This is a genomic window from Vibrio sp. 1069 (assembly GCF_033340555.1).
This window is the reverse complement of record NZ_JAWOWP010000020.1, coordinates 32,071-46,319: the sequence shown is the minus strand read 5'-3', so window position 1 is coordinate 46,319 and position 14,249 is coordinate 32,071. Positions and strand designations below refer to the sequence as shown.

Genomic DNA, 14,249 nt, shown 5'->3' with positions numbered 1-14,249 from the left:
TCAAAGGAAGTACTCATCTTCAACATTCAAGCAGACAAAGAGCTCGCAACACCTACGGCCAAAGTTAATTCAAAACATAATCCATCAACGTCCACTTCCATAGGCTTTATATGAAAAACGATAAGAGCTCAATATGCTCTACCACGTTCTCCTTATTTTCGCTTGATAGGCTAGATAAGGTGACAATATGATAAGTAAAATCAGCCAACATTACGTTACGCCTAGCTTAATGCCAGCCTTAAAGCCATCGATTAAGAAGCTTGCTTTGGGAACGTTTTGTGAAGCACTTGCCGCTGTGGCAAAAGTTGGTGCACTGCTATGCTTGATAAACCTTATCGATAAATTTGCAAACCAATGGATTTACGGTGCCATAGGACTTTGGGCGGCTAGCGCACTTGCCTCATCAGTGGGCTCGTGGTTAGTTCATGATGCCGAGTCGCAGTTTTCCACTCGATTACGTCGCCAAGTTGCTCAGCACTTGACGCGCTTGCCAAGCAAGACCATCTCTCAATATGGTGATAATCAACTGCGTCGCATAGTTTCCGAAGACATCGGCACGCTTCACCACATGGTTGCGCATTTGCCTTCAGAACTCGTGACATTCATTGTCGTACCCGCAACTTCTATTTTTATCATGTTGAATCTCACAGGTCCGGTAGCGATGCTTACTCTGCTCCCTGGTCTAATTGCATCATTGTACTACCTACTCTTTTTACCTAGGTTCGCCGCTAAACATGGCAAAGAGCGCATGACAATAATGGGTGATATCGTTACCGCAGTAAACGACTACACAAGAGGTATCCGAGTAAATCGAATTTACGGCACGCAAGCAGGAGCACTCGACAGCTATAATGATGCCACAAGACGCTTTACTCACGGCATAGTGAAATGGGTTGGTAGCGTTGCCCTTCCAGCAGCAATTGCTACCGCATTACTTCAAGCGGTTTCGACTTTCGCAATGGCCTATACCATTGGCTATGAATTAAGTCCCGTGGCAATGGCGTCGCTATTCTTTTTTGGTTTGGCCGTCGTATCACCCGCACTGAAGCTTGGCCATGGATTGGACTACGTTAACGCAGGAAAGAATGCTGCAAAGAACATCAGCGACTTTTTACAGCAACCACAAATAGAAAGTGGCAGTTTGAGCGCGGGAGAAAAACCGCTATCACTACAAGCATCAAATATCGTAGTGGCTAATGGAACTGTTAATATTATTGATAACTTCTCCCACTACTTCCCACGGGGTTCATTTACAGCCATCATGGGGCCTAGCGGAGCAGGCAAAAGTACGTTACTACGTCTATTAGCAGGTCAAGAAACACCTCTTTCAGGCTTCGTTACCTTAGGAGGCAATCAACTGTCTAAACTCTCTGAGATATCCCGATACTCCGCCATACGCTATGTACCCCAAGATATCGGTGTACTCAAAACTACCATTAGGCAGAATTTGAAACTATCAACGCCAAGTTCAAGTGACGACGAGCTGAACCAAGCTTTGCAACAAGCTCAATTAAAGATTGACCTCAATTCTGATGCAAGCGTGCTTTCAGGAGGCGAGCAACAACGTGTCGCAATAGCTAACACATTTCTAACTCAAGCCAACGTTCTATTACTGGATGAACCAACCAGTGCTCTCGATAAAAATACGGCCTTCACTGTGATCAGAAATCTCGCGAAGTTTGCGAAAACACAAGACAAGATATTGATCATAATTACTCACGACTCAGAACTCGCGAAACTTGCAGACACTACATTGATGCTCAACAGAAAGGCTCAACGACAGGATGAAGAAGTATGACGGCTCACAATACCCTCTATTCCAATTCGACAATTCCACAAAGTGCAAAGCACCGTCTATATCGAGTCGCTATAGGTTGGGGACTAGTTGCATTATTTGAGGCAACGGCTTACACATTTCTTGCAATATCTATTGTCGAACAAGCTTCACCATTGAACGTCATAATAGCTGCTGTTCTAACTGTGATAGTTACCGTTATTGTAACTCGTTCTGGATTTCTCTCTGGTGCGAAACTGGCTGGGGATCTTTATTCATCAGTAGGTCATTCGCTCAGTAAAGCAAAGTTAGCTTGGTTTAATGATCAGCATAGAACTCAGCTCACTCAACTAGCAGAACGAGGAATACCTGGCTTTATAGCCATTCCTGCTCATCAGCTACAAACATTTTTACACGCTCCAATGTTACCCATATTTTTAATTATCGGTATTGGGGTCGTTGGAGGAGGTGAAATTGCACTACTCAGTGCCGTACTGTTACTAGTTGCACTGCTCGTTCAGTACAAGGCGCAAAGATACCTAAGTCGCTCAGATAGCGACCGACATGACGCAGAGCTTCAAGCGACTAAATCAACACTTGAGCTCATAGATCACCTTGAGTTACTTCGCTCAACAGCGGGGCCTGAGCGCTCAATCGAGCGTATTGAACAGAGTTGGCACGCACAAGAAGAAGCTCATTCAACTATTAATCGTAACGCTTCTATCGCAACCTTAGTATCAGGATTGGCAACGATTTTACCCCTTGCAGGTATCGCCATCTATCTCGTCTTAGAGCCGATTACTCAACCCTTATTAGTCTTGGCTTTATTGATATTGATTACCCGTGCAGCTGCACCTTTGGGTGAACTCGCGTTGGCAGGCTTTGCGATTAACGACGTAAAATCCTCAATTAAAAATTACGCTCAGTTAACGAATGTCCCTGTTCTGCCTGAGCCTAATCCTCAATTTGCAACCTCCCCCAAAAACCATAAGTTCGAACTGAACCTTGTGGGCCATTTAGATCTCTTTGAAGATGCTAGCACGGAGATCAAACAAGGTGATACCGTCGTCATCAATGGAGTCAGTGGCAGTGGCAAAAGCACTTTACTGGGCCTGTTTCTAAGGTTTGATGATCCTGACCAAGGTCTTATTTCGCTCGGAGGGATAGATCTAAAGAATATCCCTTATGACGTGCTCACCCAGCATATAGCCTATGTTGCTCAAGAACCGGTCATTTTTACTGGCACATTGGCGGATAACATTCGGTTAGGTAATCCCAATGCAAGTGATTATGAAGTTGAGAGCTTTGCAAGACACGCACAATTGGACAAACTTATTGACTCATCTCCTAAAGGAATACATCAAACAGTAGGACAAAGAGGCTCAGGGTTGTCAGGAGGTGAAAGACAGAGAGTCGCAATTGCGCGAGCTCTCATTAAAAAGGCGCCAATCCTCATTTTCGACGAAGCGACGGCAGCATTAGACGAAGCAACCGAAAAAAGTATTGCTCAACATATTCAAACATTGAACTCGACCGTGATTATTGTGACGCATCGCGATCAGAATATATGGTCACCCACATTGGAACTCACGATTGAGGGTAGAAGAGTTATAGTTGCACAGTACAACTCTACTTCCTTGAAAAGTAGGGACAAATTGGCGGCTGAAGAAACTAATAACAATCAATACTTAAATCTAAGCGGTGTCAATTGAGTTTTTTGTCACTTTAGCACATTGTATCATCTAAAGAATCTTACAGGCATGTTGTAAAGCAATAATAATAAAGCGAATTCTCAAGGTTATAATTCTGACTCAATCTGACACAAGATAGACGTAAGTCTTTCCAATACCATCAGCTTTTCGAGTCGGTCATCATACAGCGCATTGTCAATTTTTTTAAAATAGACTCTACACTTTTACAACAATCGATTCTTGTATTGCTCCGGTGTCATGCCGGAGTATTTCTTGAACATCGCGATAAAAGGGCTAGCTTGGTTATAACCTAACGTCAGAGCGACTTCTTTTACGGTCTGCCCTTTACGCAGCAACTCCATAGAATGTAAATATCGCACACGTAAGCGCCACTCAGTAAAGCTCATGCCCAACTCACTCTGGCAATGTCTCGCTAACGTGCGTTCTGTAGTATGCACTTTTGCCGCCCACTCCGCCAAACTAATTTCATCGGTTGGCGATTCTTCTACTGCTTTTAAGATTGGCTGAAGATATTTGTTGTCGGTTGTCGGTAAAAAGTGATGTTCCACTTCTTGTTTCGCCAGTTGATCCAACAACACTCGCACCAAGCGTTTGTCTTCATCGCTCTGCGCGACGTTAATGTCACGCTGACGAAAGTCCTCAATGATGGCAGAAACGATGGGGGTGACTTTGATTAAACTGGTTTTGGTTGGAAAATGCGCCGTCAATTCAGGGGCAATGTTCAAAGAACAATATTCGATTGGCTTACGGTTGTAGCTAGTGTGACGAACTCCGGCGGGAACCCAAATAGCAAGATGTGGAGGTGCTAGAAATCTTGTGTCTTCTGCATCCATCTCCAGAATCCCACCGCTGATCAGTTGCACTTGCCCCCAAGGGTGGCTATGAATTCGTGTTTCTGTATTAGAGAGAAACGCTTCGAAATTCATAAATACATCTGATGGCGCACGATCGATTGATAAGGAGGGGTGAAGATTTCTGGCGCTCTTTTTCAAAATTGTCTTCCTATCGCTTACGATGTCTTTTAAGAGATACTTTTTATTATAAAGACCTGCCAGACTAGCGCCATCAATAATTGTGCTATAGGGTTCTCATGATTTATTTACTTCCGTTTTTCACCGTTATGATTTGGGGTGGTAACTCAATTGTGAACAAGATGGCTGCGAGCGCCATTGAACCAAGTGCGATGAGTTTCTACCGTTGGTTTGTCGCAATGGTACTCCTAACGCCATTTTGCCTGCCTGCAATCATCAAACAACGACACATTATTCGACCTTACTTAGCTAAGTTGGCGTTTCTTGCGTTACTTGGTATGGTTCTCAACCAGTCACTTGGATACTATGCCGGTTTAACAACAACGGCCTCTAATATGGCCCTGATCACCTCTTTAGTTCCTTTGATCAGTGTGTTTTTAAGTGTCCCATTGCTCGGTAAATCTATATCAATGTTAAGTATCGTCGGTGGTGTCATTTCGCTCGGCGGCTTGGCATTTATGCTTGGTCACGGTGATATCACTTACTTTTTACATCAAGACTTAACGCAAGGTGACAGCTTAATGCTCGTTGCTGCCATGGTATACGCGGCTTATTGTGTTCTGCTAAAACGCTGGAAAATGCCATTCAGTAGTTTGACTCTGGTTTACATGCAGGGCTTCTTTTCTGTTTTGATGCTCACACCACTTTGGCTCTCTAGTGAGCAACTGTTACCAAGCCAAGACGCGCTACCATTAATCGCTTATGCTGGTATTGCTGCTTCCATTTTCGCGCCGCTGATGTGGGTCAAAGCGATTGATTCAATTGGTGCTGATTCAAGTGCTATGTTCATGAACCTAATGCCTGTGGTTTCCGTCATACTTGCTTCAACACTAATTGGTGAGAAAATTTACGCTTACCACATTATTGGTGGGTTGTTAGTCATCTCTGGCGTTATCTTGTCGCAAATAAAAGTAAGACAGAGAAAACCATTATCCAATTCTGAGATTGCCTCTACCGCCAATTAACATCTACACCCCAAGCCACAGAACTACGCTGTGGCTTGTCACTTCCAGCGTTCGAATAAAAGTTAATATTTTGTTTCATTCGCTATTCCCGAAAATTCATCTTGCTGCTAAATTGGGAAAACAATAACCCATCAAGGAAAGACAGATGAGCAGTGGTCAAAGAGACATTACCCTTCGCTTTTTAGCAGAACCCAGCGATGTAAATTTTGGCGGAAAAGTGCACGGCGGCGCCGTAATGAAATGGATCGACTTGGCAGCGTACGCCTGCTCTGCAGCGTGGAGTGGTAAATATTGCATTACCGCATATGCTGGCGGCATTCGGTTTGTTGCGCCGATTCATGTCGGCAACTTAGTCGAAGTTAGCGCGAAAGTCATTTATACCGGACGAAGCTCAATGCACATTGCGATTGACGTGCAAGCTAGTGATCCAAAGCAAATGAAAAACAGACTCACCACTCACTGTATCGTTATCATGGTTGCTGTAGATGAAAACGGAAAACCAACCGATGTACCGAAATGGATTCCAGAGTCAGATGAAGACAAAGCCTTAGAGCAATCCGCTATCCGTCTTATGAACATGCGTAAAGAGATTGGGGAAGAAATGGAAGCACACGTTAAATATCTCAAGTAACTGGCATCCGTTAAGAACGCTATTAAGTACCTCAACGTTACCTAGACCCAGAGTGTGGAGCAACATCATGGTTTTGCCATTTGTTTCACGCTCGCCCTTCTCTGTCATAAATCCTTCACCTAGCTTTGCTTAAATCCATCAATTATTTTAGAGTTGGATAGAGTTTGGATCTTGAGACTAAAAGAAACGACCTTAAGTGAAGAGACGTTGACCAATTTAAAAGCGGTCGAGTACCAGTGGGTGAGAACCATGTACGTCGAGGGGTATAACGAAACAGAAATTAATCATTACATTCAAACTTGCTTTGGCGGTGACGTTACCTTTGCTAATCTATTTCGTCGCGTCGCACTGCAGCAAGAAAGTTTGTACACGCTGCTTCAATACGTTGGATGCGCACCTTCCAGCCGAGAGTTTTAATCTCTTCCTTCCCTACCTCAATTTAGCTTTTTACTAAGCTCTAGTTATTTATGTGAAGTGCTACGCAGGGCATTATTCAAGCCCTGTGTAATCCATTGCAAAGCCGCTAGTCTCTGTCTACTTATTGCAAAATTGCCTTTAACAGGCATAAAAAAACCTGAGTCTAAACTCAGGTTATGGTTACAAAAACTGTTAGTGATTGAATCGTAAGGAACTAAGCTAACAGCCAGCTATGCGTAACGCCAATAAAAGCCAAGATATTACTGATCGGCGGCCAAACCAAAAGTGTAATATCCGTGCTAAGTATAAGGGCGACCATGTGGTCGCCCTTTTCTAGTTATTCTTATCAATCTCAGACCACAAGAGATTATCCTTTCACACCACCAGCGGTTAGACCACCAACCAACCAGCGCTGCGCAAGTAAGAATACGGCAGTGATTGGCACTGCTGAAAGTACAGCAGCTGCGGCAAAGTCACCCCACAAGTAGTTTTGTGGATATAGGTATTGCTGCATACCCACTGCAAGTGTGTACGAGTCTACATCAGAAAGCAGTAGTGACGCTACAGGAACTTCACCAATTACCATGATGAACGACAATATGAAGACTACCGCTAGGATTGGCACAGACAGTGGCAGCAATACCAAACGGAATGCTTGCCATGGTGTAGCACCATCAAGAGCCGCTGCTTCTTCTAGAGACGAGTCAATACTTTCGAAGTAGCCTTTAATGGTCCAAACGTGCAGTGCGATACCGCCTAAGTAAGCGAAGATCAGACCGCCATGCGTGTTCAGACCAAGGAAAGGAATGTACTGACCCAGTTTGTCGAACAACGCGTACAGAGCAACCAGTGCCAACACCGCAGGGAACATCTGGAAGATCATCATCGCTTTAAGAATGGTGTTCTTACCTTTGAACTTCATACGAGCAAACGCGTAAGCCGATGTGGTTGATAGCGCCACGATTAGGATTGCAGAAATACCACCCACTTTTACCGAGTTCCACAGCCATGTCATTACTGGGAATGGTGGCGGTGTAACTGTACCGTCTGGATTAGTCACCGAGAAACCTAATGCCAATTTCCAGTGATCAAGTGTTGGGTTGTCTGGGATCAGGCTACCCGTTGCAAAGTTACCTTCACGGAATGAAATCGCGATGATCATCAGCAAAGGGAAAATAATCAGTGCCAAGAATGCCCACATTGCAATATGAGTAGCCCAAACACGATACTTTAATGACTTACCTTGTACCATTGCCATTGTAATTTCTCCTTAGTCCTGAGCTACTTTAGTTACGCGTAGGTTGATAAGTGCCAATGCGCCAACCAATAGGAAGATAAGCGTTGCTACCGCACTTGCTAGGCCGAAGTCTTGACCGCCAGCACCTTCGAATGCGATTCGGTAGGTGTAACTTACTAGTAGGTCGGTGTAACCCGCAGGCTCTGATGTACCAATCATATTTGGACCACCGCCAGTCAACAACTGGATAAGTACGAAGTTGTTGAAGTTAAATGCAAAACTCGCGATCAACAATGGTGTTAATGGCTTCAACATCATTGGTAGTGTGATACGTGTAAAGTTCGTGACAAAGTTCGCACCATCAATTGCTGATGCTTCATATAAATCGTCTGGAATCGCTTTTAGTAAGCCCATACACAAAATCATCATGTAAGGGAAACCAAGCCAAGTGTTCACAATTAAGATCATGGTTTTCGCCATGAACGGATCAGAGAACCAAGCCGGGCTAATGCCGAACAAGCCTTCCAACAACATGTTGATCTCACCAAAGCTTTGGTTAAACAAACCTTTAAAGATCAAGATAGAAATAAACGCCGGAACTGCATAAGGCAGGATTAGCAACAAACGGTAAACTGAGCGACCTTTAAGTGCTTCCCACTGAACCACACTGGCAAGGACAAGACCAATAACAAGCGTAAACAATACGGTTAGCGCAGAGAAAACAATGGTCCAGATAAAGATACTGATAAACGGCTCTTTGATACCATCATCTTTCCAAACACGCTCAAAATTGTGGGTACCAATGTTCACCACGAAACCTGGTGACACTGTGCTACCAACAAATTGACCGTTTTCATCGACAGGCTGGTAGTAACCTACTTCCATATTTGGACGTAGCGTTTCTTCAGTCCGGTTGTTGTAAAGCGTTTCACCATCTTCTTGTAATGTGTACAAAGGTACAACTGCAGCAAATTTGCGCAGCCCACTCATGCGGATATCATCACCACTTGGCAAATGTAAATCGACACTGCTCAACGCACTGCGGTTCTTAACAATCGCCTTGATTGATTCTTTTTCACCCGTTACTTCTTCAATTGGTGAAAGATCAAACTCCGATGCTGAAAGGTTATCAAGCTGAAAAGTCGGGCTTGCAAGTAGCTCACCATCTTTTTCAACCACAAGTTGATGGCCTTGCTCCGTTTTATACAAAGTGAACGGGTAGCTATCACCACTTTGGTAAGTTCGGTCCAAAAGTACGTTCTGAGCGCGATCAAAAGAGAGTTGGTTCTTCGCGCTATAGTTGGTAAACGCCAAACCTATGGTGTACGCCAAAGGGAAAAGAATGAAAAGGATCATCCCTGCTATACCAGGGTAGATGTAACGGTGTGCGTACGTCTTTTTACTACCAAAGATGAACAACGCTAAAGCGGTAAGAATGAGCGTAAGTAGTGCAAACGCAATCTCACCGCGAGAATACATAAGGATTGTTGCGTAGCCATTGATGATGCCGACTGTGCCTAAAAGTGACCATTTCATGAACACTTTTTTGCTGCTCGGAAGGCTGGCTTCTGGTGCTGTCATAGCATTTGTACCTTGAACTGACTGCATAGGGAACCTGCTAGCGAATATAGAATAAATATAGAAAAGTAAGGAGGAGTTGCCCCCTCCTTAAAAAGGTCTTACTTAATTATTTAGTCATTTGTTTTTCTGCATCTGCAAGAGCTGCATCGACAGTTTGACGACCGTCAACTACGTTGATGATTGCGTTCTTAGCCGCACCCCAGAATGCGTTCATTTGAGGGATATTTGGCATGATTTCGCCGTTCATCGCATTGTCCATTGTTGCTGCGATACGAGTATCTGAATCAAGCTCACGTTGGAACGAGTTAAGTGCTACCGCACCTAGAGGCTTATCGTTGTTAACCATACGTAGGCCATCGTTTGTTAGTAGGTAGTTCTCAATGAACTCAACTGCTAGGTCTTTGTTTGGAGACGCAGTGCTGATACCAGCCGTTAGAACACCAACGAATGGCTTAGAAGATTGACCTTGGAACTTAGGTAGCGTAGTCACGCCGTAGTTAACGCCAGACTTCTCAATGTTGCCCCAAGACCATGGACCGTTAATCGTCATCGCTGTTTTGCCTTGGTTGAACGCAGACTCAGACACGGAGTAATCCATATCCGCAGAGATTACGCCTTTATCAACTAAGCCTTTTACGAAGCTCATTGCGTCTTTAACACCTTCTTTCGCGATACCAGCGTCTTTAACATCGTAACCTTCAGAAGTGTATTTGAACGCGTAGCCGCCATCAGCCGCCATTAATGGCCAAGTGAAGTACGGTTCTTTTAGGTTCCACATGATTGCAGACTTGCCGTCTTTTTTAAGTTTTGCATCTAATGCTGCAACCTCTTCCCAAGACTTTGGTGGGTTTGGAACTAGGTCTTTGTTGTAGATTAGAGATAGAGACTCAACCGCAACTGGATAGCCGATCAATTTGCCGTCGTAACGTACTGCATCCCAAGCGAAATCAACGATACCTTCTTGAATATTCTTAGAAGGTTTAATTTCTGCTAGCAGGCCAGCTTCTGCGTAACCACCGAAACGGTCGTGAGCCCAGAATACGATATCAGGACCGTCGCCAGTCGCTGCAGTTTGAGGGAATTTGTCTTGAAGGCCATCTGGGTGAGCCACAGTCACTTTAATGCCGGTGTCTTCTTCAAATTTCTTACCAACTTCAGCAAGGCCGTTGTAGCCTTTATCACCGTTGATCCAGATAGTAAGTTGTCCTTCTTCGATGGCAGCATTAGCACCAAAAGAACCCAAAGCAACAAGAGTACCTAGTGCTACAGCGCTTAACTTTTTCATGTTCGTATCCTTTTTATATTTTTGATGTAGGGCTAGTCCATTGAGGTTCAGCCGTATTTCGACATATATCATCTGAAATAATCCAATATGTCTCATCCTCCTAATCCCTACGCCCTTACAATTATGACGTATTTTCGTGATCTAAATCGCCAAGGGTAAGAGACTCAAATCACAAAATGGATAGTTCCTGTGATCGGTTTCAACTTTAGGTGGTGCAATAATGTGATTTCCGACCAACTGCTTTCTTCCTCCTCCTTTTTTACTCCTCCCTTTCTACTCCCCCTACAATTATTTCTATTAGGAGGATGTCGCACTACGCACAATCTTAGAAACTGCAGTCATCCAAGAGTGGATGGTAAGAACCCTTTCCCAGCAGTGCCTACGTATTAGGAAAAAGATTTGCTGGTTTTGCATTGCCAGACGAGTGGAATGTCATTATTAGTGTTGTTTGTGGTAATTATTTCACGGGGGAGACAATACGAATAATGTGGGGGAGAGAAACTCGTACTTGGCTATGATGGGTAGCACTTCTATTTAGGACATTTTATTGAAGTGCTACCCTACTTTTCTTACCAACCGCAAGAACTTACCGATTCCTACTGTTACTGCTCGCTAGATAATTCATATAATGATGAGCGGTGAATAATAAAAAATTGATCGAGGACGAGCTACATGGCGAGTGTCACGTTAAAAAATGTTTGTAAAGCGTATGGCGACGTACTGATTTCTAAGAACGTAGACCTAACAATCAACGAAGGTGAATTTGTTGTTTTCGTAGGTCCATCAGGTTGTGGTAAATCTACCCTTTTACGTTGTATTGCCGGTCTTGAAGACATTACTTCAGGTGATTTGTATATTGGTGACCAGCGCATGAATGACGTCGAACCATCCAAACGTGGTGTTGGTATGGTATTCCAGTCTTACGCTCTTTACCCGCACCTTAACTTATATGACAACATGTCATTTGGCTTGAAACTAGCAAAAGCAGACAAAGCAGAAATCGACAAGCGTGTTGAACAAGCAGCAGAAATCCTACAACTAGGCCACTTGCTTGAGCGCCAACCAAAAGCACTTTCTGGTGGACAGCGTCAACGTGTGGCGATTGGCCGAACATTGGTATCGCAGCCAAATGTATTCCTTCTAGACGAGCCACTATCAAACTTGGATGCGGCACTGCGTGTAAACATGCGTGCACAAATCACGAAACTTCAGCGCCAACTTGGTTGTACCATGATCTACGTCACGCACGATCAGGTAGAAGCGATGACAATGGCAGATAAAATCGTTGTACTAGACGGCGGTTATGTATCGCAAGTTGGTAAGCCGCTTGAGCTTTACCATTACCCACAAAACCGCTTTGTAGCTGGCTTTATCGGTTCTCCGAAAATGAACTTCATGAGCGTATTCATTGATGAAGTAGAAGCAGAGCGCGTCAAAGTTCAACTATCTAACGGCGTATCTTTCTGGATTCCGGTGGATGGTACAACAGTTAACCGCGGCGACCGAATGTCTTTAGGCATTCGCCCTGAGCACCTATTATCCGCTTCTGAAGCTGATGCAAGTATTCACGGTGAAGTGATGATTGTTGAGAAGCTAGGTAACGAAACTCAAGTATACCTAAATCTAGAAGGCGCGGACGCCGACGTTATTTTCCGTCAGCCGGACACGCTTGCAGTCGACACTGGCGATAAAATCGAGATCGGTATTCCAGCTCATCGTTGTCACCTGTTCCACAGTGATGGTCGCGCATGCCGCCGCCTATACAAAGAAAACGGCGTAGAAGTCGAATAGTTCATTCGTCCTTACTCAAAAATCCCTCTCACTTGAGAGGGATTTTTTTATCTTAATAAATATCAGCAATTCGATACTAAATCATTAATCGTGAACGAATCAAATCACCCGTTTCTTCTACCCTCACATAAACCATTGTCTTTGTACTGATACTTCATTTTTAATACTTTTCCTCATCCCTCATAAGTAAGTACCAGCTTTTTCCTAACCCGCCAAACTTAGCCAAAGGGCTAAATATCATTCTTATTTCCACTTACCTCAACAACGCAAATTTTTACACTTATCAACGAAATTACACGTGACAAAAAACTCAGCAGCATTCCACAGAATGCTCTGTGCACTAACTACTAATAACGTTCACGACACGGCAATTGGGGAAGACACCCAAGGGCGGTAGCGTGTCAGAAGGGAAACTGAGTCATGAAACAAAAAGGACTTATCCGCTCTCATGAGATGGAGTTCGCTTTTTTATATCGCATCTCAGATCTTGCTGTCATCGTCTCTTTTATGCTGCTTTTAGTGTTCAAAGACATGAATACTGCGATGGGGAAAGATTACGTCATATTGGCTTTCGTTGGAGGCATCTCCTTTCTATTTATGGCAGAAAGCGGCAATCTGTATCGCTCTTGGCGAACCAGTTCGTTTAAAGAGCAGATGTTTATTGTCTGTGTTGCTTGGGCGGTGACTTCTGCACTTATCTTTATTGTGCTGTATTTTTCTGAAGTCCATACCTTATTTGATAACACAATTTTAGTGCTGTGGTTTGCGATTACGCCCGCTCTGCTCTTAGCATGGCGAGTAACATTCCGTACCGGATTAGCCTATTTGAGAAAGAAAGGATTCAACACTCGCACTGCGATCATCATCGGCCAAACTCCTCACGGCATTACCCTAGCTAACGAAATTCAAAACCACACAGAACACGGCGTGCTTTTTGATGGCTTTTACGACGAACGATCTTCCGACAGATTGCCAAATTCTGATTATCCTATTAAAGGAGCTGTTGACCACGCCCTTGAGCGAGCTAAAAAAGGGGAAGTAGATTACGTCTATATCGCGATGCCAATGCACGCAAAAGAGCGCATTGCGTCACTTCTTAACCAATTCTCAGATACCACCGCAAATACGTATCTGATTCCCGACTTCTTCACTTATAACCTTTTACATTCTCGTTGGGCGCAGATCGGCCAAGTTCAAACACTAAGTGTCTTTGATACACCTTTTGCTGGAATTTCTTCTTGGGTAAAACGGTTTGAAGACATCTTGTTTTCGAGCATTATTTTGGTCTTAATCGCCCCTATTCTATTCGTCATTGCGATTGTCATTAAGGCAACGTCTAAAGGCCCTGTCATCTTTAAACAACATCGGTACGGTCTTGATGGACGCAAGATTGAAGTCTGGAAGTTCCGTTCAATGACAACCATGGATCAAGGTTCCAACGTGAAACAGGCGACAAAGAACGATCCTCGTATTACGCCTTTTGGCGGATTTCTACGTCGCACCTCTTTGGACGAACTACCTCAATTTATCAATGTACTGCAAGGGACCATGTCTATTGTCGGCCCACGCCCTCATGCCGTGGCGCACAATGAAGAGTATCGCCAGATTGTTGACCGATACATGCTACGTCACAAAGTAAAACCAGGCATTACTGGCTGGGCACAGATTAATGGTTATCGCGGCGAAACCGACACCTTAGAAAAAATGGAAAAGAGAGTCGAGTTTGATTTGGATTACATCCACCATTGGTCGGTTTGGATGGACATCAAAATCATCTTTATGACTGTTTTCAAAGGCTTCACTGGTGCTAACGCTTACTAAGGTT

The 14,249-nt window shown here is 44.0% G+C and carries 11 protein-coding genes; 7 read left to right on the top strand and 4 right to left on the bottom strand.

Going from position 1 to position 14,249, the window contains the following annotated elements; all coding sequences use genetic code 11:
- Positions 1–187: 187 nt before the first annotated feature.
- The gene (locus R7040_RS21410) at positions 188–1,798 is read left to right on the top strand and encodes an ATP-binding cassette domain-containing protein (protein WP_064354890.1); all 1,611 of its coding nucleotides are present in this window, start codon (positions 188–190) and stop codon (positions 1,796–1,798) included.
- Positions 1,795–3,486, top strand: a complete 1,692-nt coding sequence (locus R7040_RS21405) for an ABC transporter ATP-binding protein (RefSeq protein ID WP_064354891.1) — start codon at positions 1,795–1,797, stop codon at positions 3,484–3,486. The genes R7040_RS21410 and R7040_RS21405 overlap by 4 nt, the downstream gene beginning before the upstream one ends.
- Before the next feature lie 203 nt (positions 3,487–3,689).
- Here the strand turns inward: R7040_RS21405 and R7040_RS21400 are convergent, their stop codons facing one another.
- Complete coding sequence (locus R7040_RS21400; RefSeq protein WP_025768515.1) at positions 3,690–4,478, bottom strand: AraC family transcriptional regulator; 789 nt, start codon at positions 4,476–4,478, stop codon at positions 3,690–3,692.
- A gap of 98 nt (positions 4,479–4,576) precedes the next feature.
- On the opposite strand from R7040_RS21400, the gene R7040_RS21395 reads away from it, so the two are divergent.
- From R7040_RS21395 to R7040_RS21385, 3 genes are all read left to right on the top strand, one after another.
- Positions 4,577–5,482: a DMT family transporter gene (locus R7040_RS21395; protein WP_017821248.1), complete on the top strand. Its 906-nt coding sequence runs from the start codon at positions 4,577–4,579 to the stop codon at positions 5,480–5,482.
- Positions 5,483–5,627: 145 nt separating this feature from the next.
- Positions 5,628–6,113 (top strand): acyl-CoA thioesterase, encoded by a 486-nt coding sequence (locus R7040_RS21390; RefSeq protein WP_005375279.1) that lies wholly within the window; start codon positions 5,628–5,630, stop codon positions 6,111–6,113.
- 171 nt (positions 6,114–6,284) lie between these two features.
- Complete coding sequence (locus tag R7040_RS21385; protein WP_005375277.1) at positions 6,285–6,530, top strand: hypothetical protein; 246 nt, start codon at positions 6,285–6,287, stop codon at positions 6,528–6,530.
- Positions 6,531–6,897: 367 nt separating this feature from the next.
- On the opposite strand, the gene malG is transcribed toward R7040_RS21385, so the two are convergent.
- The 3 genes from malG to malE form a co-directional block, all read right to left on the bottom strand.
- The gene (gene malG, locus R7040_RS21380) at positions 6,898–7,788 is read right to left on the bottom strand and encodes a maltose ABC transporter permease MalG (protein ID WP_005375275.1); all 891 of its coding nucleotides are present in this window, start codon (positions 7,786–7,788) and stop codon (positions 6,898–6,900) included.
- A 12-nt stretch (positions 7,789–7,800) separates the two neighbouring features.
- Positions 7,801–9,375 (bottom strand): maltose ABC transporter permease MalF, encoded by a 1,575-nt coding sequence (gene malF, locus R7040_RS21375; RefSeq protein WP_005375273.1) that lies wholly within the window; start codon positions 9,373–9,375, stop codon positions 7,801–7,803.
- A gap of 79 nt (positions 9,376–9,454) precedes the next feature.
- Positions 9,455–10,633: a maltose/maltodextrin ABC transporter substrate-binding protein MalE gene (gene malE, locus R7040_RS21370; protein WP_005375272.1), complete on the bottom strand. Its 1,179-nt coding sequence runs from the start codon at positions 10,631–10,633 to the stop codon at positions 9,455–9,457.
- A 672-nt stretch (positions 10,634–11,305) separates the two neighbouring features.
- Between malE and malK the strand changes: the two genes are divergently transcribed.
- Both malK and R7040_RS21360 read left to right on the top strand, forming a co-directional pair.
- Positions 11,306–12,424: a maltose/maltodextrin ABC transporter ATP-binding protein MalK gene (malK, locus tag R7040_RS21365; protein ID WP_005375271.1), complete on the top strand. Its 1,119-nt coding sequence runs from the start codon at positions 11,306–11,308 to the stop codon at positions 12,422–12,424.
- Between the two features lie 420 nt (positions 12,425–12,844).
- The gene (locus R7040_RS21360; RefSeq protein ID WP_318081526.1) at positions 12,845–14,245 is read left to right on the top strand and encodes an undecaprenyl-phosphate glucose phosphotransferase; all 1,401 of its coding nucleotides are present in this window, start codon (positions 12,845–12,847) and stop codon (positions 14,243–14,245) included.
- Positions 14,246–14,249: the final 4 nt, after the last annotated feature.

Excerpts from the sequence above, each read along its gene's own strand:
- R7040_RS21395 (WP_017821248.1), top strand. The coding sequence starts at position 4,577 with ATGATTTATTTACTTCCGTTTTTCACCGTTATGATTTGGGGTGGTAAC.
- malK (WP_005375271.1), top strand. The coding sequence starts at position 11,306 with ATGGCGAGTGTCACGTTAAAAAATGTTTGTAAAGCGTATGGCGACGTA.
- malG (WP_005375275.1), bottom strand. The coding sequence starts at position 7,788 with ATGGCAATGGTACAAGGTAAGTCATTAAAGTATCGTGTTTGGGCTACT.
- R7040_RS21405 (WP_064354891.1), top strand. The coding sequence starts at position 1,795 with ATGACGGCTCACAATACCCTCTATTCCAATTCGACAATTCCACAAAGT.
- malE (WP_005375272.1), bottom strand. The coding sequence starts at position 10,633 with ATGAAAAAGTTAAGCGCTGTAGCACTAGGTACTCTTGTTGCTTTGGGT.
- malF (WP_005375273.1), bottom strand. The coding sequence starts at position 9,375 with ATGCAGTCAGTTCAAGGTACAAATGCTATGACAGCACCAGAAGCCAGC.
- R7040_RS21360 (WP_318081526.1), top strand. The coding sequence starts at position 12,845 with ATGAAACAAAAAGGACTTATCCGCTCTCATGAGATGGAGTTCGCTTTT.
- R7040_RS21410 (WP_064354890.1), top strand. The coding sequence starts at position 188 with ATGATAAGTAAAATCAGCCAACATTACGTTACGCCTAGCTTAATGCCA.
- R7040_RS21390 (WP_005375279.1), top strand. The coding sequence starts at position 5,628 with ATGAGCAGTGGTCAAAGAGACATTACCCTTCGCTTTTTAGCAGAACCC.